General features: G+C 64.6%; 18 protein-coding genes. 9 read left to right on the forward strand and 9 right to left on the reverse strand.

The genetic code is table 11. The features are described from left to right. Window positions 1-37: 37 nt before the first annotated feature. Window positions 38-2,824, forward strand: coding sequence for a phosphoenolpyruvate carboxylase (gene ppc, locus BBTA_RS13665; protein WP_012043076.1), 2,787 nt, complete (start codon window positions 38-40; stop codon window positions 2,822-2,824). Window positions 2,825-2,906: 82 nt separating this feature from the next. Here the strand turns inward: ppc and BBTA_RS13670 are convergent, their stop codons facing one another. From BBTA_RS13670 to BBTA_RS13685, 4 genes are all read right to left on the reverse strand, one after another. Then, window positions 2,907-4,022 (reverse strand): SMP-30/gluconolactonase/LRE family protein, encoded by a 1,116-nt coding sequence (locus tag BBTA_RS13670; protein ID WP_012043077.1) that lies wholly within the window; start codon window positions 4,020-4,022, stop codon window positions 2,907-2,909. A gap of 126 nt (window positions 4,023-4,148) precedes the next feature. Next, entirely contained in the window at window positions 4,149-5,063 is a 915-nt protein-coding gene (locus BBTA_RS13675) for an SDR family oxidoreductase (protein WP_012043078.1), read from the reverse strand. 249 nt (window positions 5,064-5,312) lie between these two features. Beyond that, complete coding sequence (locus BBTA_RS13680; protein ID WP_012043079.1) at window positions 5,313-6,452, reverse strand: thiolase; 1,140 nt, start codon at window positions 6,450-6,452, stop codon at window positions 5,313-5,315. Window positions 6,453-6,456: 4 nt separating this feature from the next. Next, window positions 6,457-6,870 carry a Zn-ribbon domain-containing OB-fold protein gene (locus BBTA_RS13685; protein WP_012043080.1) on the reverse strand — a complete coding sequence of 138 codons (414 nt, stop codon included), beginning with the start codon at window positions 6,868-6,870 and terminating at the stop codon, window positions 6,457-6,459. 187 nt (window positions 6,871-7,057) lie between these two features. Between BBTA_RS13685 and BBTA_RS13690 the strand changes: the two genes are divergently transcribed. From BBTA_RS13690 to alkB, 4 genes are all read left to right on the forward strand, one after another. Further along, a complete protein-coding gene (locus BBTA_RS13690) occupies window positions 7,058-7,381 on the forward strand; it encodes a hypothetical protein (protein WP_012043081.1) in 324 nt (107 codons plus the stop codon). 6 nt (window positions 7,382-7,387) lie between these two features. Next, window positions 7,388-8,740, forward strand: a complete 1,353-nt coding sequence (locus tag BBTA_RS13695; protein ID WP_012043082.1) for an amidase — start codon at window positions 7,388-7,390, stop codon at window positions 8,738-8,740. Between the two features lie 89 nt (window positions 8,741-8,829). After that, entirely contained in the window at window positions 8,830-9,573 is a 744-nt protein-coding gene (locus tag BBTA_RS13700; protein ID WP_012043083.1) for a 2OG-Fe(II) oxygenase, read from the forward strand. A gap of 2 nt (window positions 9,574-9,575) precedes the next feature. Beyond that, the gene (gene alkB, locus BBTA_RS13705) at window positions 9,576-10,229 is read left to right on the forward strand and encodes a DNA oxidative demethylase AlkB (protein ID WP_012043084.1); all 654 of its coding nucleotides are present in this window, start codon (window positions 9,576-9,578) and stop codon (window positions 10,227-10,229) included. Here alkB and BBTA_RS13710 read toward each other — a convergent pair whose 3' ends face one another. From BBTA_RS13710 to hpaH, 5 genes are read right to left on the reverse strand one after another with little or no spacing between them, the layout of a single operon-like run. Beyond that, entirely contained in the window at window positions 10,230-11,861 is a 1,632-nt protein-coding gene (locus tag BBTA_RS13710) for a thiamine pyrophosphate-dependent enzyme (protein ID WP_012043085.1), read from the reverse strand. A gap of 15 nt (window positions 11,862-11,876) precedes the next feature. After that, a complete protein-coding gene (locus BBTA_RS13715) occupies window positions 11,877-12,749 on the reverse strand; it encodes a fumarylacetoacetate hydrolase family protein (protein ID WP_012043086.1) in 873 nt (290 codons plus the stop codon). A 12-nt stretch (window positions 12,750-12,761) separates the two neighbouring features. Continuing rightward, on the reverse strand, window positions 12,762-14,300 hold the full coding sequence (gene hpaE / locus BBTA_RS13720; protein WP_012043087.1) for a 5-carboxymethyl-2-hydroxymuconate semialdehyde dehydrogenase: 1,539 nt from the start codon (window positions 14,298-14,300) through the stop codon (window positions 12,762-12,764). Beyond that, a complete protein-coding gene (locus tag BBTA_RS13725; RefSeq protein WP_012043088.1) occupies window positions 14,293-14,691 on the reverse strand; it encodes a 5-carboxymethyl-2-hydroxymuconate Delta-isomerase in 399 nt (132 codons plus the stop codon). Before BBTA_RS13725 ends, hpaE begins: the two co-directional genes overlap by 8 nt. 47 nt (window positions 14,692-14,738) lie before the next feature. Next, window positions 14,739-15,545 (reverse strand): 2-oxo-hept-4-ene-1,7-dioate hydratase, encoded by an 807-nt coding sequence (gene hpaH, locus BBTA_RS13730; protein WP_012043089.1) that lies wholly within the window; start codon window positions 15,543-15,545, stop codon window positions 14,739-14,741. Between the two features lie 114 nt (window positions 15,546-15,659). On the opposite strand from hpaH, the gene hpaR reads away from it, so the two are divergent. The 4 genes from hpaR (at window position 15,660) to BBTA_RS13750 (ending at window position 19,981) form a co-directional block, all read left to right on the forward strand. After that, window positions 15,660-16,175 (forward strand): homoprotocatechuate degradation operon regulator HpaR, encoded by a 516-nt coding sequence (hpaR, locus tag BBTA_RS13735; RefSeq protein WP_012043090.1) that lies wholly within the window; start codon window positions 15,660-15,662, stop codon window positions 16,173-16,175. 167 nt (window positions 16,176-16,342) lie between these two features. Then, window positions 16,343-17,428: a malate/lactate/ureidoglycolate dehydrogenase gene (locus BBTA_RS13740; RefSeq protein WP_012043091.1), complete on the forward strand. Its 1,086-nt coding sequence runs from the start codon at window positions 16,343-16,345 to the stop codon at window positions 17,426-17,428. Window positions 17,429-17,568: 140 nt separating this feature from the next. Then, on the forward strand, window positions 17,569-18,348 hold the full coding sequence (locus tag BBTA_RS13745; protein ID WP_008964011.1) for an HpcH/HpaI aldolase/citrate lyase family protein: 780 nt from the start codon (window positions 17,569-17,571) through the stop codon (window positions 18,346-18,348). Window positions 18,349-18,457: 109 nt separating this feature from the next. Continuing rightward, window positions 18,458-19,981, forward strand: coding sequence for a UxaA family hydrolase (locus BBTA_RS13750; protein WP_012043092.1), 1,524 nt, complete (start codon window positions 18,458-18,460; stop codon window positions 19,979-19,981). The last annotated feature ends 73 nt before the right edge of the window (window positions 19,982-20,054 follow it).

The following is a 20,054-nucleotide window of genomic DNA, read 5'->3' on the forward strand; positions in this document are numbered from 1 at the left end:
CTGACCCGTAAATGGGCAGCAGCTGGAGAGATCATCCATGTCGCCGCAAACCATGCCGTCCGAGGACATCCGGCCCAGTCGCGCTGCTGACGCCCAGGCCATGGAGGAGGATGCCCGCCTCCGGGACGATATCCGGCTGCTCGGCCGCATTCTCGGCGACACCGTGCGCGACCAGGAGGGCGCCGACGTCTTCGATCTCGTCGAGCGCATCCGCCAGACCTCGGTGCGCTTTCACCGCGACGAGGACCGCCAGGCCAGGCGTGAGCTGGAACAGATCCTCGACGGCATGACGATTGCTGAAACCGTGCGCATCGTGCGCGCCTTCAGCTATTTCTCGCATCTCGCCAACATCGCCGAAGATCAGAACAATATCCGCCGCATGCGCGCCAGGAGCGACGCCAATGGCGGGGCGGGCATGTTGGCGGCCACGCTCGCCCATGCCAAATCGGCCGGGTTCGAGGCCGCCGACCTGCGCAAGTTCTTCTCGACCGCGCTCGTCAGTCCCGTCCTCACCGCGCACCCGACTGAGGTGCGGCGCAAGAGCACGATGGACCGCGAGATGGAGGTAGCCATGCTGCTCGACCGCCGCGAGCGGATGCAGCTGACGCCGGACGAGCGCGAGGCCAATGACGAGGCGCTGCGCCGGGCGGTGCTGACCCTGTGGCAGACCAATTTGTTGCGCCGGACCAAGCTGACGGTGCTTGACGAGGTCACCAACGGGCTGTCGTTCTACGACTACACCTTCCTGCGCGAGGTGCCGCGCCTGTTGTGCACGCTGGAGGATCGTCTCAATGACGGCGCCGAGGTCGCGGGTGATCTCGCCTCCTTCCTGCGCATGGGCAGCTGGATCGGCGGCGACCGCGACGGCAATCCGTTCGTGACCGCGGAGGTGATGCGCGGAACGCTGAAGCTGCAATCCAGCCTCGCGCTGCATTATTACCTCGAGGAACTGCATCTGCTCGGCGGCGAACTGTCGATTGCGGCGCATCTCGCCGATGTCTCCGAGGAGCTGCGCGCGCTGGCTGAACGCTCGCCCGACACCTCACCCCACCGCAGCGGCGAGCCCTATCGTCTGGCGGTGTCCGGCATCTATGCGCGGCTGGCGGCGACGGCGAAAAAGCTCGGCATCCAGATCAGCCGGCTGCCGGTGGGGGTGGGGGCGCCCTATGACAGCGTCAAGCAGTTCCAGGACGATCTCGACGTGCTGCACCGTTCGCTGATCGCCAACAACGCCGAGGTGATCGCGCGCGGCCGGCTGCGGCTGTTGCGGCGCGCAGTGGACTGTTTCGGATTCCATCTGGCCCGGCTCGACATCCGGCAGAATTCGACGGTGCACGAGCGCACGGTGGCCGAGCTGATCGATACCGCCATGCCCGGCATGTCCTACATGGCGCTCAGCGAGGATGCGCGGGTCGGGCTTCTGGTCAGCGAGTTGCGCAATACCCGGCCGCTGGTGTCGCAGTTCGTCAAATACAGCGACGAGACGGTCGGCGAGCTCGAGCTGTTCCGGGCCGCCGCCGAGGCCCATGCCACCTTCGGCGCCGACGTGATCTCGCAATGCATCATCTCGATGTGCAAGGGCATGTCCGACATGCTCGAGGTCGCGCTGCTGCTCAAGGAAGTCGGTCTGATCGATCCGTCCGGCCGCTGCGCCGTCAACATCGTGCCGCTGTTCGAGACCATCGAGGATCTGCAGGCCTCCAGCGGCATCATGGACCGGATGCTGGCGCTGCATGATTATCGCCGCCTGGTCGACAGCCGCGGCGCCGTCCAGGAGGTCATGCTCGGCTATTCCGACAGCAACAAGGACGGCGGCTTCGTCACCTCCGGCTGGGAACTGTACAAGGCAGAGATCGGCCTCGTCGAAATCTTCGAGCGGCATGGCATCCGTCTCAGGCTGTTCCATGGCCGCGGCGGCTCGGTCGGCCGGGGCGGCGGCCCGAGCTATGACGCGATCATCGCCCAGCCCGGCGGCGCCGTGAACGGCCAGATCCGCATTACCGAGCAGGGCGAGATCATCTCCAGCAAATATTCGAATGCCGAGGTCGGTCGCAACAATCTGGAGATTCTCGCCGCTGCGACCCTGGAAGCCAGCCTGTTGCATCCGCGCCAGCCGGCGCCGAAGCGCGAATATCTCACCGCGATGGACCGGCTCTCGGAGCTCGCCTTCAAGGCCTATCGCGGCCTGGTCTATGAGACCGACGGCTTCGTCGACTATTTCTGGGCCTCGACCGTCATCAACGAGATCGCGACCTTGAACATCGGCAGCCGTCCGGCGTCGCGCAAGAAGACCCGCGCGATCGAGGACCTGCGCGCGATCCCCTGGGTGTTCTCCTGGGCGCAATGCCGGCTGATGCTGCCCGGCTGGTATGGCTTCGGCAGCGCGGTGGAGACCTGGATCGCCGAGAACCCGGAGCAGGGCATGCCGTTCCTGCGCGAGCTCTATCAGGAATGGCCGTTCTTCCGCATGCTCCTGTCCAATATGGACATGGTGCTCGCCAAGAGTTCGATCGCGATCGCCTCGCGCTATGCCGAACTGGTGCCTGATGAGGCGTTGCGTGAGAAGATCTTCGGCCGCATCCGCCGTGAATGGCATCTTGCGATCGAGACCTTGCTCGACATCATGGGGCAGGAGCGTCTGTTGCAGGGCAACCCGCTGCTGGAGCGCTCGGTCCGCAACCGTTTTCCCTATCTCGATCCGCTCAACCATGTGCAGGTCGAGCTTTTGAAGGAGCATCGCGCGCAGAACCCGGATGAGCAGGTGCTGCGCGGGATCCAGCTGACGATCAACGGCATCTCGGCGGGTCTCAGAAATACGGGATGATGCGAATAGCGCGTGGCGAGTAGCGAATAGGTGTCACTATTTGCTACTCCCACTTCGCTATTCGCCTTTCTTTATTCGCTCATCAACAGATATGCGCGCCCTGCGTCTCGACATAGACCGCATAGAGCGACTGGCTCGCGGTCATGAACAGGCGATTGCGCTTCTTGCCGCCGAAGCAGACATTGGCGCAGATCTCCGGCAGCTTGATCTGGCCGATGCGGACGCCGTCCGGCGCGAAGATGTGGACGCCGTCATAGCCTTCGCCGACCCAGCCGGCGCCGACCCAGATGTTGCCGTCGATATCGACCCGCAAGCCATCGGGAAAGCCCGACTTGCCGTCCAGTGTCATGTCGATGAACGCCTTGGGGTTGGCGAGCTTGTCGCCATTGATGTCGTACTGCCAGATCACGTTCTTGGCGTTCGGATAATGCGTGATGCCGGTGTCGCAGACATAGAGCTTCTTGTAGTCCTGGCTGAAGGCGATGCCGTTCGGCTTGAACGGCTCGTCGGCGACCTTGGTGATGGCGCCCGACTGCGCGTCGACGCGGTAGACGGCCTCCTTCTGGAACGGCTGGTTGGAGCCGTTGCGGACGTTCTGGCCCTCATAGAGATTGATCGAGCCGTAGCCAGGATCGGTGAACCAGATCGACTTGTCATTGGGGTTGACGACCATGTCGTTCGGGCCGTTCAGCGGCTTGTCATTGGCCTTTTCGGCGAGAACGGTCACCGTGCCATTGTGCTCGAAGCGGACGAGGCGCGTGCGCTCGGCCGTGATCTGGCGGCCCTCATAGTCGAAGGTGTTGCCATTCGACTCGTTGGAGGGCTTGCGGAACTGCTGCGAGATGTGACCGTCATCGTCGAGATAGCGCAGCTGACGATTGTTCGGGATGTCGCTCCAGACCAGATACTGGCCCTGTGTGTTCCAGGCCGGTCCTTCCGCCCACAGGCAGCCGGTGAACAGGCGCTTGATCGTGGTGTTGCCGACCTTGGCCTTGAAGCGCTTCTCGTCGATCACGACGATGTCGGGATCGGGATAACGCTGCGGCTCGGCCTGCGGGCCGTAGTCCCGCGCGAGCGCAGGCGAGACGGCCGCAGCGGCCGCGGCAAAGCCGGCGACGCCCTTGAGGAGCGTGCGCCGGTCGAAGCCATCGGCCCCGGTCGGCGAATCCTGCGCGATATCGTGTCGTGGATTTGTCATGGTCTCCTCCCAGTTTCTTGTTGGGAGGCGATCCTACGACGAAATCATGGCTATGCGCGGGTCGTTTAAACAAAAAACAACTTCAGATGGTGTGCACTGCAAGCGGCGGTTTTGCGCGCCGCAATGTCAGATCGGATCCCAGCCGAACACGTCCGCCGAGCGATCGAGCTTGTAGAATGACGGCTTCAGCGCCGGCATCGCGTGTTCGGCGATGGTCTGCGGCGTCCAGCCTTCGCCGCGGTGCACCGAGCGCAGCGGACGCGACTGGCCCATCAGGAAGATCTCGTTCATGCGCACCGCGAAGATCTGGCCGGTGACGTCTTTCGAGGCATCGCTCAGGAGATAGGCGACGACGGGCGCGATCTTCTCCGGCCCCATCCGCTTCATCCGCTCGACGCGCTCCTTCTCGGCCTCGGTCTCGGCCGGAATGGTGCCGATCATGCGGCTCCAGGCAAATGGCGACACGCAGTTGGAGCGGACATTGAAGCGGCCCATGTCGAGCGCGATCGACTTCGACAGGCCGACGATGCCGAGCTTGGCGGCGGCGTAATTGGCCTGGCCGAAATTGCCGATCAGGCCCGAGGTCGAGGTGAAGTGGACGAAGGAGCCGCTCTCCTGCTCGCGGAACAGCCGCGCCGCGGAGTGAGCGACGTAGAACGAGCCCATCAGATGCACCTTGATGACGGCCTCGAACGCCTCGATGCTCATCTTGTGGAAGATCATGTCGCGCAGGATGCCGGCATTGTTGACCACGCCGTCGAGCCTGCCGAAATGGTCGGTCGCGGCCTTCACGATTTTGCTGGCCGGGATGGCCTCGGACACGCTCTCGAAATTCGCAACCGCCGTGCCGCCGTGCTTCCGGATCTCCTCGACCACTTCTTCGGCCGGCGCAGCGCTGGTGCCGGAGCCGTCGGAGGCGACGCCGGGATCGTTGACCACGACCTTGGCGCCTTCGGAGGCACAGAGCAGCGCGATCTCCCGGCCAATGCCGCGGCCGGCGCCGGTGACGATGACGACTTTGTCCTGGAGCGATTTGGTCATGGTGGTTTCCTTGGCTTGATGTGTATTCTTACCTCGCCCCCGCTGCGACGGGGAGCTCGAATGTCTGGCGGCCGGGGCCTCATGGTTCGAGAGGCGCCGAAGAGGCGCTCCTCACCATGAGGGTTGATATCTCTTCACGACATCAGTCCTCTTTCCGCGAAATCAGTCCTCGTCCTGAGGAGCCCGCCGAAGGCGGCTGTCTCGAAGGACGTTGGAGGCCATGCTGACCGCCACGACTGACGAGCGTTGTTACCTCTCGTTCGTGAAGATGATCGTTCCCGACGCAGCGAACATGCCGCCGACGCCGTGACACACGGAAATTTTCGCTCCCGGCACCTGTGCCGGTGCGATGCCGCGCATCTGGCGTACGCTTTCCTGCAGCGCGTACATGCCGTACATGCCCGAATGCATGTAGGACAGGCCGCCGCCATTGGTATTGAGCGGCAGCTTGCCGCCCGGCCTGGTGTGCCCGGCTGCGATGAACGGCCCGGTCTCCGCATGCGGCATGAAACCGAGATCGCCGAGGCCGAACAGCGGCAGATGCGCGAATGCGTCGTAGATCATGAGATGGTCGACGTCGGCATGGCTGATGCCAGCCTCCTTGAAGGCGAGGGGGCCTGCGACCTTGAAGGCGCGCGACGAGTTGAACGTCTCCATCTGGCTGACCATCGGCGTCTCCACGCTCTCGCCGGTACCGAGAATGTAGACCGGCTTCTGCGGAAAATCCTTGGCGCGGTCGGCCGAGGTCAGGATCAGCGCGCCGCCGCCGTCGGTGACGAGACAGCATTGCAAGAGCCGGAACGGATAGGCGATCATGCGCGAGTTGAGCACGTCGTCGACCGTGATCGGGTCCTTCATCATCGCGCGCGGATTTTTCGCGGCCCATTCGCGCTGCACGACGGCGACCATTGCTAGCTGCTCGTGGGTGATGCCGTAGGTCTTCATGTAGCGCAGCACGGGGATCGGGAACATGCTGGGCGGCCCGTAAACGCCGAACGGCGCCTCGAACTGGCCCTGCAGGCTGTCGGGCGCAATCGAGCGCGGCTGCTTGCCGATCATCGACTTGCCGCTTTCGGCATGGGTGATCAGAACGGTCTTGCACAGACCGGCCTCGATGGCTGCCGCCGCGTGCCGGACATGGAGCATGAAGGAGCAGCCGCCGACCGAGGTGCCGTCGACCCAGGTCGGCGTAATGCCGAGATAATGGCAGATCTGCTGCGGCGTCTCGACCGCGGTGGCGAAGCCGTCGATGTCCGAGAGCTTGAGACCTGCATCCGCAATCGCGTTCAGCGCCGCGTCTGCATGCAGCTGGATCTGCGACATCGTGGGGATGATGCCGAGCTCGGTGGTCTCGGCGGCGCCGACCACGGCGACCTGATTTCGACGCATCGCGTTACCCTTTCGCCGGCCGGAACAGGGGCAGGGTGATCTGTTCGTCGAGCGCCTCGAAGGTGACTTCGAGCGCCATGTCGAGCTCCAGCGCCTCGGGCGTCTGCGGGCATCCGGTGATGTTGCTCATCAGGCGCGGCCCTTCTTCGAGCGCGACGACAGCAATCGCATAAGGCGGCGTGAAGCCGGGAGCGGCGGGACGATGGTTGATGACGTAACTGTACAGCGTGCCTTTGCCGCTCGCCTTGAAGACGCTGACCTTGCGGCTGGCGCAGGATGGACAGAACGGACGCGGCGGGAAGTAGACGTGCGCGCAGGCGTCGCAGCGCTGCAGCCTGAGTTCGCCGGCCTTGGTGCCGTCCCAGAAATGCTGCGTCTCGGGTGTCGGTTTGGGGCGTGCGCGCTTGGCCTCGGCCATCCCTTTGCCTCCCTGCGGCGGGGCCTTTCGCCCGCGCGTTTGTCACTTGTGTGCGCCATTTGACGCAGAGGCGTCAACGGTCCATCACGCCGCGCATGCGGCTCTCCGGCGTGTGCAGAGGTGTTCGGGCCGCAATTGCCGCCTGATGAAAATTGGTCTTTGATAGGGCTGCACGAACGGAGCCGAGATGAAGCTGCGCGACATCGCCCATTCCAGGACCGGCGACAAAGGGGACACCTCGAACATCTCGGTGATCGCCTACGACCCCAAGCACTACCCGCTGCTGCTGGCGCAAGTGACCGCCGAGCGGGTCAGGGCGCACTTTGCCGGCATTGTCCAGGGCGAGGTGGTCCGCTATGAGCTGCCCAACATTGCGGCGCTGAATTTCGTGATGAGCCGGGCGCTCGGCGGCGGGGTGACCCGCTCGCTGGCGCTGGATGCCCACGGCAAATCGCTGAGCTCCGCGCTGCTCGATCTGGAACTCGCGGCCGATGCCGCAGACATGCGATAGGACGCCATGACCACTGCAAATCCGACCCTGGCCGCGCTGGCTGCTGATCTCGCCGCCGGCCGCATGACGTCGCGCCAACTGGTCGAGGCGTGTCTCGCGCGGATCGCTGACCCGGCCGGCGAAGGCCAGCGCGCCTTCATCCATGTCGACAAGGCGGCGGCGCTGGCGGCCGCCGACGGCATGGATGCGCTGCGCAAGGCCAATGCCGCGCCGTCGCCCTATGCCGGCATTCCCGTCTCGATCAAGGACCTGTTCGACATCAAGGGCCAGGTGACCCGCGCCGGCTCGCGCGCGCTGGAGGATTCGGCGCCGGCGGACGCCGATGCGCCGGTCGTGGCGCGGCTGCGCCGGGCCGGCTTCGTCGTGATCGGCCGCACCAACATGACCGAGTTCGCCTATTCCGGCATCGGCATCAACCCGCATTACGGCACGCCGAAGAGCGCCTGGAAGCGCGAAATCGGCCACGTACCCGGCGGCTCGTCGTCGGGCGCTGCGGTGTCCGTCGTCGACCGCATGGCCTATGGCGCGCTCGGCACCGACACCGGCGGCTCCTGCCGCATCCCCGCGGCCTTCAACGGCATCACCGGCTTCAAGCCGACGCAGGCCCGCGTGCCGCTCGACGGCGGCGTGCCGCTGTCGACCACGCTCGACAGCTTTGGTCCGCTCGCCAACACGGTGGCCTGCTGTGCGGTGCTGGATTCCGTGCTGGCAGACGAGCCGATCCGGCCGCTCGCGCCGCGCCCGGTGAAGGGCCTGCGGCTTGCGGTGCCCACCACCGTCGTGCTCGACGAGCTCGACGTCGAGGTGGCGGAGACGTTCGAACGCGCGCTGGAGACCTTGGCGAAGCAGGGCGCGCTGATCGAGCGCATCGAATTCCCGGAATTCCTCGACGTCGGCCTCATCGGCATGAAGGGCGGCTTTGCCGCCGCCGAGAGCTATGCTTGGCACCGCTTCCTGCTCACAGCCAAGGGCGACGTCTATGATCCGCGCGTGTCGGTCCGCATCATGCGCGGCGAGGCGATCACCGTGCCCGACTACATCGAGATGCTCAACGCCCGACGCTCCCTGGTGGCGCGGGCGGCCGCGCGCATCGCGCCCTATGACGCGTTGGTGATGCCGACCACGGCGAATGCGCCGCCGAAAATCGCCGATCTCGCCGACGACCAGGCCTTCGCCCGCGAGAACATCCGGGCCCTGCGCAATTGCACCTTCATCAACATGATCGACGGCTGCGCCATCTCGCTGCCGGCGCATCGCCACGGCGACGTCCCGGTCGGCCTGATGCTGGCACAGTCCGGCGGCAATGACCGCAAGCTGCTGGAGATCGCCGCGGGGGTCGAGGGTGTGGTGCGGGGCTGAGTTCATCTGACCGACTAGCGTCGCCTCGGAACACCTTGTTCATCCGGAAACGGGTGGCGTGACAGGGGTCTGAGGGCCACATTGTGTGGATGACGAACGTACGCAAATTGACCCCGGTTCCGCCAGTCCTTGGTTCTCCGTGTATCGACGCGATTGATTGGGCCATAGTCGAACGCGACCTCGATGCGCGCGGCTGCGCCGTGTTGACGCAGCTGCTGTCGCCCGATGACTGCCGCGCGCTGGCGGCGCTCTATCCGGACGACGCGCGTTTCCGCAGCCGTGTCGTCATGGCGCGTCACGGCTTCGGGCGCGGGGAATACAAATATTTCAACTATCCGCTGCCGGATCCGATCGCGCAGCTGCGGCCGCATCTCTATGCGCAACTTGTCCCGATCGCCAATCGCTGGACTACGACGATGGGGATCGATGTGCACTATCCGGCCGAGCATGCCGACTTCCTCGCCCGCTGCCATCAAGCCGGCCAGACCAGGCCGACGCCGCTGCTGCTGCAATATGTCGAGGGCGACTACAACTGCCTGCATCAGGACCTCTATGGCGAGCACGTGTTTCCGCTGCAGGTCGCGATCCTCTTGTCCGAGCCGGGGCGCGATTTCGAGGGCGGCGAGTTCGTGCTGACCGAGCAGCGGCCGCGCATGCAGTCGCGCGCCGAGGTCGTGCCGCTGCGGCAGGGCGATGCCGTGGTGTTCGCGGTCCATAATCGCCCGGTGCAGGGCACGCGCGGCAGCTACCGCGTCAACATGCGCCACGGCGTCAGTCGTCTCCGCGCCGGCCAGCGGCATACGCTCGGCGTGATCTTTCATGATGCGAAGTAGGCATGGCGGCTGATCTGTTCGATGGACTCGAGTCCGCAGGACCGGCGCGCCAGCAGCTTGCGCCGGGTGCCGTTCTGCTGCGCGGCTTTGCGCGGTCACAGCAGGCCGAGCTGATCGCGGTGATCGAGGCGATCGCCGCTCAGGCGCCGTTCCGCCGCATGATGACGCCGGGCGGCCATCAGATGTCGGTGGCGATGACGAGTTGCGGATCGTGTGGCTGGGTCACGGACCGGACCGGCTATCGCTACGATGCCCTTGATCCGGAGAGCGGCCAGCCATGGCCGGCGATACCGCCGTTGTTTCGCGACCTTGCGGAGCAAGCCGCGAGCGAAGCCGGCTTTGCAGACTTCGCGCCGGATGCGTGCCTGATCAACCGCTATGAACCCGGTGCCAAGATGTCGCTGCACCAGGACCGCGACGAGCGCGACATCGGCGCGCCGATCGTCTCGGTGTCGTTGGGTCTGCCCGCGACGTTCCTGTTCGGTGGCCTCAAGCGCACCGACAAGACGCAGCGTTATCGGCTCGTTCATGGCGACGTCGTCGTGTGGGGCGGCCCGGCGCGGCTCGCCTTCCACGGCATAGCCCCGCTCGCCGACGGCGAGCATGCGCTGCTCGGCCGCCGGCGCATCAACCTGACATTTCGCCGGGCGCGCTGATCAGGCTGACGGCTTCGCCGGATGGATGAAGGCCCAGGGCGAGATTTCGCTGTCGCGGGGCACCTCGATGTCGATCAGATAGGGGCCGCCGTGCGCCAGCGCTTTTTCCAGCGCCGATCTGAACTGATCGGGCGCCGTGACCTTGCTCGCGGCGACGCCGAAGGATTCGGCGAGCTTGACGAAATCCGGGTTGACGAGATCGGAGGCGACGACGCGGCCGTCGAAGCGCTCCCGCTGGTCGCGCCGGACGTTGCCGTAAGAGTTGTTGTTGAACACCAAGGTGACGACGCCGATGTTGTACTGCACGGCGGTCGCCAGCTCCTGCACGGCGAACATGAAGCCGCCGTCGCCGGTGATCGCCACGACCGGCCTGTCGGGATGCGCGACCTTGGCGCCGAGCGCGGTGGGGAAGCCGGCGCCGAGCGTGCCCTGATAGCCCGACGTGATGAAGGTGCGCGGCTCGTAGACCGGAAAACCGTACCAGGAGGCGAAGCCGACCTGCGACAATTCGTCAGTGACGATGGCGTCATGCGGCAGCACCGCGCGCAGCACGTTCAGATAGGCCATCTGCGGCTGCACCCTCTGGATCTCCTGCAAGCTCGCCGCGCTGGCCTCGCGAATGGTTGCGCGGCGGCCCGCCGTCTTGCGATAGCCAGCCTTGCTGACTGCCGCGGCCAGTGCGGCCGTGCCGGCCTTGGCATCGGCGACGATGCCGGCGTCGACGATCAGGCGCCGCATCTCGACGGGATCGATGTCGATGCGGATCGATTTCAAGCCGTCCGGCTTGAACGGCCAGCGGAACGTGGTCGGCAGCTCCATGCGGGTGCCGATGCCGATCATGAGATCCGTGGTCGGCCAGAGCTTGTAGGCCGCGGCCATGGTGAGTCCGAGCTCATGTGCGTTGGAGAGGATGCCGCGCCCGGAGCGGAAGGCGACAACCGGGGCGTCGATCATCTCGGCCAGTTCCAGGATCTCGTCGCGCGCCTCGATCGCGCCGGCACCGACGAAGATCATCGGTGCCTTCGCGCCCGCAATCAGCGCCGCCGCCTTGGCGATGCGATCGGGATCGGGCTGCGGCGGCGTGAACGGCCCGAGCGGCTTTGCAGCTGATGTCTCGGCCTTCTGCGTGAACACGTCCCAGGGCATTTCCAGTGCGGCAGGGCCGCGCCGTCCCGACAGCATCTCCTGGAAGGCGCGGGAGACCAGTGTCGGCGCCGAGTCCGGATATTCGATGCGCTCGGCCCATTTGACGAAGGTGCGCAAGGTCGCGAGCTGGTCGGGCATCTCATGCAGATGGCCGCGGCCGCGGCCGAGATAGTCCGTCGGCACCTGGCCCGTGAGGCACAGCACCGGCTCGTTGCAGCCGAAGGCGGTGAGCAGCGCGGCGCCAGCGTTGAGCACGCCCGGTCCGGGCACAACGCTGAAGACGCCGGGCTTGCCGCTGGCGCGGGCATAGCCGAACGCCATGTAGCCGCAGGCCTGCTCGTGGCGGGCGCCGACGGTCTTGAGCTGCGCCTGGTGGAAGGCGTCGAACAGGCCGTAGACCTGCGCGCCGGGCAGGCCGAACACGGTGTCGACGCCGTGGGCAACGAGCCCGCTGACGATGGCTTCGCCGCCGGTCATGGTGGTCATGCTGATCTTCCGTTTCTACTGTGCTTCGTCGACGACGCCGTTGCGCAAGGTGCCGACGCCTTCGGCCTCGATCTCGATGGTATCGCCGGGCTTCAGAAAGCGTGGCGGATCGAACCGTGCACCGGCGCCGGTCGGCGTGCCCGTCACGATCACGTCGCCTGGGATCAGCGTCGTGAAGGTCGAGATGTAATTGATGAGATAGCGGAACCCGAAGATCAGCCGCGAGGTGCGGTCGTCCTGGCGCAATTCGCCATTCACGCGCGTCGTCAGCCGGATGTCGGCGATCTGGCTTTCATCCGTGTAGGGCACGATCCAGGGGCCAAGACTGCCGGTGGAGTCGAAGTTCTTGCCCTGGGTGACATTGAACTTGGCGTGCCGCACCCAGTCGCGGATCGTGCCTTCGTTGCACAGCGTCAGCGCGGCGATATGGTCGAGGGCCTGGCTTTCCGGGATATGCCGCCCGGCTTTGCCGATGATCAGCACGAGCTCGCCCTCATAGTCGAACTGCGGCGAGGCGCGCGGGCGCACCAGCGGCGTCTCGTGGCCGACGAAGGAGCGCGGGGTGCGCATGAACATCGACGGATATTTCGGCGCGTCCTGGCCGTCTTTATATTCGGCATTGCGGTCGGGATAGTTGACGCCGATGCAGATGATCTTCTCGGGGGAGGGGATCGGCGGCAGCCAGGTGATCGCATCAAGGCGATGATCGGGCGAGAGGCCGGAGGCGGCGTCGGTCAGCCGCGGCAGGGCCCCGGCTGCGATCACCTCGCGCAGGGTCGGATAATCCTTGGCACAGCGCGCCGAGAGATCGATGACACCTTGATCGGTGACGAGGCCGTAGCGGACCACGCCGTCAACGGCATAGGTGGCGAGGCGAGGGGAGGTCATGGGCTGTTCTCCTTACACGCCGAGCCGCTGGATCTTGTGGGTGCCGCGCGCGAGCGAGACGTGCTTGGTCTCCATGTAGAAGTCGAATGAATAGTCGCCGCCGTCGCGGCCGATGCCGGACGCCTTCATGCCGCCGAACGGCGTCGGCAGATGGCGGACGTTCTCCGAGTTCAGCCAGATCATGCCGGCCTCCAGCGCGTCGGCGACGCGCAGCGCGCGGCCCATGTCGCCGGTCCAGACATAGCCGGTGAGGCCATACTGCACGTCATTGGCGATCGCGATCGCGTCCGCCTCGTCGCCGAACGGGATCACGGTCAGGAATGGCCCGAACACCTCTTCCTGCGCCACGCGCATGATCTGGCTCGCGCCCGTGACGAGCGTGGGCTCGACGTAGTGGCCGCCGCCCGGACCAGCGACCGGCTTGCCGCCGACGGCAATGATCGCCCCGTCCTGGCGCGCGATGTCGACATAAGAGCAGACCTTGGCGAGGTGCCGCTCATGAATCAGCGGCCCGACCTCGGTCGCGGGATCGAGCGGATGACCGACCTTCAGCGCACGCACGCGCGCCGCGAGCTTGGCCGTGAATGTCTCGGCAATGTTCTGCTGCACCAGCAGGCGGCTCGAGGAGGTGCAGCGCTCGCCGTTGAGCGAATAGATCATGAACACGACGGCGTCGAGCGCGCGATCGAGGTCGGCATCGTCGAACACGATCACCGGGTTCTTGCCGCCAAGCTCGAAATGCACGCGTTTCAGAGTCGGCGCGCCCTGCGCCATGATCGCCGACCCGGTCGTGCTCTCGCCGACGAAGCCGATCGCCTTGATGGCAGGATGTTCGGTCAGCGCCCTGCCGGCCTCCTCGCCGAAGCCATGGACAGTGTTGAGCACGCCATCGGGGATACCGGCGTCCTTGGCGAGTTTTGCCAGCCAGTGCGCCGTGATCGGCGACCATTCGGCCGGCTTGTGCACGACCGTGCAGCCTGCCGCGAGCGCCGGGGCGATCTTCCAGGTCGACAGCATGAACGGCGTGTTCCACGGGGTGATCACGCCGACCGGGCCGATCGGTACCCGCGTGGAGATGTTCCAGTGCTCTTCGCTCGGCGTATTCAGCCCGTCGCGCGCCTCGGTGCATTTGTCGGCGAAAAACCGGAAATTCTCGGCGGCGCGGATCGCCGCCTTGGCCATGAAGCGATAGGCCTGACCGGTGTCGATGCATTCGAGCACGGCGATGTCGTCGGCATGATCCTCGATCGCATCGGCCACGCGGTGCAGGAGCTTGCGCCGCATCGCCGGCGCCATCTCGCGCCAGGATTTGAAAGCGAGCGCAGCAGAGGTCGCCGCGCGGTCGATGTCCTCGGCATTGCCGCGCGCTACTTTGGCCAGCACGGTGTTGTCGATTGGCGACTTCGTCTCGAACGTCGCGCCCGAAATCGCCGGTACCACCTTGCCATCGATGAAGTGGCCGATGCCCTCGTCCTTGAGCTTGGCGAGCAGGGGGGCGGCGCGGTCGAGATTGGCCTTGTAGATGTCGGCTTTGGGTGTGGCCTTATCCATGTGATGCCTCCGCTTTCAGGGCGTCGTGGATGTTGTTGCGTTTCCAGCTGGTCGCTGCGTCGTTGATCTGCATGTCGAAGGACAGCGCGAACTTGCTGCTCGCGAAGATCGGGTCGAGATGCGCTGAGAGCGCTTTGAAGACGTGTTCCCCGGCGCGCTGCCGAGCTGCGAGATCGCGGCCTTCGCCGAGCCGCAGCAGCATCGCGAGGAAGCCATAGTCGGGCTTGCCGTCGGCGATCGCGTAATGCTCACAGCGGATGGCGCGCACGCGGATGCCGCCAATCGGAAAGATGCCGGTTTCGCCGGCGGCCTTGCGAACGATTTCACAGACTTCGGCCATGTCGAGGCGCTCGTCGAGATTGGCCGAGTATTCGATGCTGAAATGCGGCATGCCCTTCTTTCTCGGTCTTTGCTCTCGGTTTTTGTCTCGCGCTGGCGTCAGCCGAAATAGCAGCTTACCGTCCCGTACGGACCGTAGTCGGCTTGAATCGTATCGCCCTTGCGTGCCTCGATCGGCCGGATGAATGAGCCGGCCAGCACGACCTGTCCCGGTTCCAGGGCCAGCCCCTGCGCGGCGATCTTGTTGGCCAGCCAAGCCACCGCCGTCGCGGGATTGTTGAGGACGCCGGCCGCGAGACCAGTTTCTTCGAGCTGTCCGTTCTTATAACAAAGCGCGCCGATCCAGCGCAGGTCGGCGTCGAGCGGTCGCAGCGGCCGGCCGCCGAGCACGATGCCGGCGTTTGCGGCATTGTCGGCGATCGTGTCAAAAATCTTGCGCGTGGCTTTGGTCTCGGGATCGACGCGCTCGATTCGGGTGTCGAGGATCTCCAACGCAGGCACGACGTAATCGGTCGCATTCAGCACATCGAACAAGGTGCAGTCCGGTCCCGAAAGCCGGTGCTTCATGACGAATGCGAGCTCGGCCTCGATCCGCGTCGCGATGAACCGGTCCGACGGCACGATGCCGCCATCGGCGAAGAACATGTCGTCGAGCAGTACGCCCGAATCCGGCTCGTCGATGTTGAGCGCGCTCTGCATCGCCTTCGATGTCAGGCCGATCTTATGGCCCTTGATGATCCGGCCCGCCGTGACCTTGATGTCGATCCAGGCCCGCTGGATCTCATAGGCGTCCGCGATCGTGATGGCGGGAAACTCCCGTGAGAGCTGTCGGATCTGGCTACGGCTTTTCTCGGCCTGATCGAGGCGCAGGGCGCAGCTGTGGATCTGGTCGTGCGTCAGGGGCATGAGATGATTGCTCGGAAATAACGTGTCAGTACATGATTAACATGTTAAGTTTCGACGAGCAAACCGAAACGATATTTGCTGCGCTGCAAATATTTGTGCGGGCGGGGGAGAGGCATGGGCGAGACCAGAAGCAAGGGCGAAAAGCGGTCGGCGAAGGAGAGCCGCAAGGTGCCGATGCGTGACTTCTCACAATCCTTGCCGATGGCGCTGCTGCGCGCCCGCGAGGCGGTCATGCGTCAGTTCCGTCCAATCCTGCGGCAGCATGGGTTGACGGAGCAGCAATGGCGTATTTTGCGTGCGCTGGCGGCCGTCGATGCCATCGAGGTGACCGAGCTGGCGCGGGTTGCGTTTCTGCTCGGCCCCAGCCTGTCACGCATTCTGCGCGATCTGGAGACGCGCGGTCTCATCCAGCGCGAGGTGAATGCGCGCGATCTGCGGCGGGGCGTCCTCTCCATCTCAGCGAAGGGCCTGAGGCTGATTGCGCTGGTCGCGCCGAGCTCCGAGGCGGTCTACGCGTCCATTTCGGAGCGTTACGGCGCGCGCAAGCTTGCCGCGTTGCACAAAATGCTCGATGAGCTCGAACAGAGCGTCGGACCTGATCTCGAGCCGGATGACCGCCCCGATGAATGACATCGTGCAGAGATCGGCTAATTTCATCCTTGCCCGATGCTCATGCTTGGCAGGCTCTTCAACAGTTTGATAAGAAGCGATGCAGTCGAGCGGAGATGGCGTGCGTCGCAGACATGGCAATCCATGCTAACTCTGGTTTCGCATTTTGATCGAACCCGCGAGTTGTCATGGTCATAATCAAGGTTTCCCGCCTTATTGATTTCGTTGCTGACATTTTCGAACATTCCCACTCCTCGTCCGAGGAGGCCCGCCGAATAGCCACCTACCTCACCACCGCGAACCTGACCGGCCACGACAGTCATGGTGTGATCAGGGTTCCGGTCTATATCCGCTGGCAGAAGATGGGCTTTATCGTGCCCAATCAGTCGGCCGAGATCGTTGTCGACACGCCGTCGATGGTCGTCGTCGACGGCAGGTTCGGCTACGGCCAGACCGTCACGCCCCAGGCGGTGAAGATTGGGATCGATCGGTGCAAAAAGAGCGGACTCGCGGCGCTCGCGCTGCGTAACTCGGGGCATCTCGGCCGTGTCGGCGATTGGGCGGAAATGGCCGCCGCCGAAGGATTGGTTTCAATTCATTTCGTCACTGCTGCGGGCTCTTTGCTAGTCGCGCCTTTCGGGGGGGTCGAGAAACGGTTCTCGACGGCGCCGTATTGTGTGGGTATCCCGCGCCACGGGCAGGATCCCATTGTTCTGGATTTTGCAACCTCCATCGTCGCCGAGGGCAAGGTGCTGGTGGCAAGCCGTGGCGGCAAGAAACTCCCCAAAGGTGCCCTGATCGACGCCGACGGTACGCTCAGCGAGGATCCGTCGGTGCTTTACGGTCCATACGAGCCGGAGGGAACGCGGGATCATACCAAGGGAACAGGTGCCATTCGCGCCTTCGGTGAGCACAAGGGCTCTGGTCTGGCCTTCATCTGCGAGTTGCTCGGAGGTGCCTTGACCGGGACCGGCGCAACCTCGGCGGGGCGGCGCTTTGCCAACGGCATGCTCGCCATCTACATCGACCCCAAAGTGATCGATCCTGCCAGCTTCTTCGACGGCGAGATCGCCCGCTACACGGATTTCATCCGGGCTACCAAACCGGTGTCCGGCGTCGATCAGGTGTTGGTGCCCGGTGATCCCGAGCGCAAGATGCGGGCGGAGCGGACCGCCAACGGCGTGCCCTTGCCCGATGACACCTGGGCAGCGATAGTGAGCACGGCCCGTGAAGTGGGTGTCAGCGAAGCGAGCATTCAGCGAGCCACATCGTGACATCGGCATGATCGCGGGGCGCGCGGAGCGACCCCGAAGCAAAATCGACGGGGTTGGATCTCTTCGCGCCGCGCCTCCGTGAGAACGGGCAAGTTCGAAAAAGACAATTCGATTGAACAACAAGGGAAGGAAACGCAGTCGTGGCGAATAACAAGGTCAAGCAGCTCTGGGCCGAAGGCAAGGCGGTGGTGAATGCCTGGCTCGCGATCCCCTCGGGATTCTCCGCGGAGGTCGTGGCGCAGTGCGGCTTCGACAGCGTCACCGTGGATATGCAGCACGGCGTGCAGGATTATCTGTCGATGGTGCAATGCTTCCAGGCGATGCATGGTCACCCGGTGACGCCGATGGTTCGGGTGCCCTGGAACGAGCCCGGGATCATCGGCAAGGTGCTCGACGGCGGTGCCTATGGCGTGATCTGCCCGATGGTCAATACGCCGCAGGAGGCGCGCAATCTCGTCTCCTACTCGAAATATCCGCCGAAGGGCGTGCGTTCGAACGGCCCGATCCGCTCGGGCATGTATGGCGGCGCCGGCGAGTATCAGAAGACGGCCAATGACGAGATCGTGCTGTTGCCGATGATGGAGACCAAGACGGCGGTCGAGAACATGGAAGCCATTCTCGATGTCGAAGGCATCGACGGTGTCTATATCGGGCCGTCCGATCTCGGCTTTTCCTATGGGCTTGTGCCGAAGCTCGACCGTGACGAGCCGGAGATCCTGAAGATCTATGAGAAGATCGTGAAGGAATGCGGCAAGCGCGGCCTCAACCCCGGCATCCATTGCAGCGGCGCCGAAGGCGCTGTCCGCGCCATCAACATGGGCTTCAAGCTCGTGACCTTGTCGAATGAGGTCGGGCTGATGCAGGTCTATGCTCGCCAGCAGGTCGCCCAGACCCGGAAAGAGTCGGGCGGCAAAGCCTGAGAGCGAATTGCGAATGGGGAGTAGCGAATAGGGATTGATTCAATCCGCTATTCGCTCTCGCTGTTCGCGTATCTGTTACCGGTCGACGTCTCGAAACGAGAGAAACGCCATGGCTCCCGCCCCCGTCATCCGTCTTCATCCCGAGGATAGCGTGCTGATCGCCCGTTCGAGCCTGCCGCCCGGGCTCACGGTGGCCGATGGGGTGGTGACGGTCGACCGGATTCCGGCAGGCCATAAGGTCGCAGTGCGTCCGATTGCCTTGGGTGAGCCGGTCCGCCGCTATGGCCAGATCATCGGCTTCGCGACCGCGCCGATTGCGCCAGGGCAGCATGTTCACACACAGAACTGCGGCATGGGCGATTTCGCCAAGGACTACGCTTATGGCGTCGAGGTCAAGCCGACGCCGAACTTCGACCTTCCCGCAACCTTTGAGGGCATTCGTCGCCCCGATGGTCGCGTTGCGACGCGCAACTATATCGGCATTCTGACGTCCGTGAATTGCAGTGCGCATGTCGCGGGCCTGGTCGCTGATGTCTTCAAGAGGAATCCATTTACGGGAGACAACCCGCTCGCCGACTATCCGAATGTCGACGGCGTCGTGGCGCTGACGCACAAGACCGGCTGCGGCATGACGCTGGACGAGCCGCTGAAGTTGCTACGACGCACCCTCGGCGGCTACGCGCGGCACGCGAACTTCTCAGCCGTGATCGTTCTGGGCCTCGGTTGCGAGGCGAATCAGATCGGCGGACTGATGGAGGAGCAGAAGCTCGCCGGGCGGCTGCGCGCGATGGACATTCAGGAGGTCGGCGGCACCCGCAAGACGGTCGAGGCCGGCATCGCCTTCGTCAAGGAGTCGCTCGCTGATGCCAACAGGGTGAAGCGCGAGACGGTCCCGGCGAGCGAACTGACGGTGGCGCTGCAATGTGGCGGGTCCGACGGCTATTCCGGCATCTCGGCAAATCCGGCGCTGGGTGCTGCCAGTGATCTGCTGGTGCGACATGGTGGCACGGTCATTCTGTCCGAGACGCCCGAGACCTATGGTGCCGAGCACCTGCTGACGCGGCGCGCGGTCAGTCGCGAGGTCGGAGAGAAGCTGGTGTCGCTGATGCGCTGGTGGGAGGAGTATACGGCGCGCGAGGGCGCCGAGATGAACGCCAATCCCAGCCCGGGGAACAAGGCCGGCGGCCTGACGACCATCCTCGAGAAATCACTTGGCGCGATGGCCAAGGCCGGCAGCACCAATCTCGTGGATGTGCTGCATTACGCCGAGGCGGTCACCAAAAAGGGTTTCGTCTTCATGGACACGCCCGGCTATGACCCCGTGGCCGCCACCGGACAAGTTGCGGGTGGTGCGAATCTCGTCTGCTTTACCACCGGGCGTGGCAGCGTGTTCGGCTGCAAGCCTGCGCCGTCCATCAAGCTCGCCACCAACACGCCGATGTACAAGCGGATGGAAGACGACATGGACGTCAACTGCGGCACCATCCTCGATGGCGAGGAGACGGTGCAGGAGTGCGGCCAGCGCATCTTCGAGTTGATGCTGAAGACCGCCTCCGGGCAACCGACCAAGAGCGAGAGCTTCGATTTCGGCGGGGCCGAGTTCGCGCCCTGGGTTCTTGGCGCTACGATGTAGCTCGGATTGGAACTTTTCAGCTGCTGAGATTGATTTGCAACTGATGAGCGCCGTCGTTGCGTGGCCGCTGTCG

The sequence above is a fragment of the Bradyrhizobium sp. BTAi1 genome, from assembly GCF_000015165.1.
GTDB lineage: Bacteria > Pseudomonadota > Alphaproteobacteria > Rhizobiales > Xanthobacteraceae > Bradyrhizobium > Bradyrhizobium denitrificans.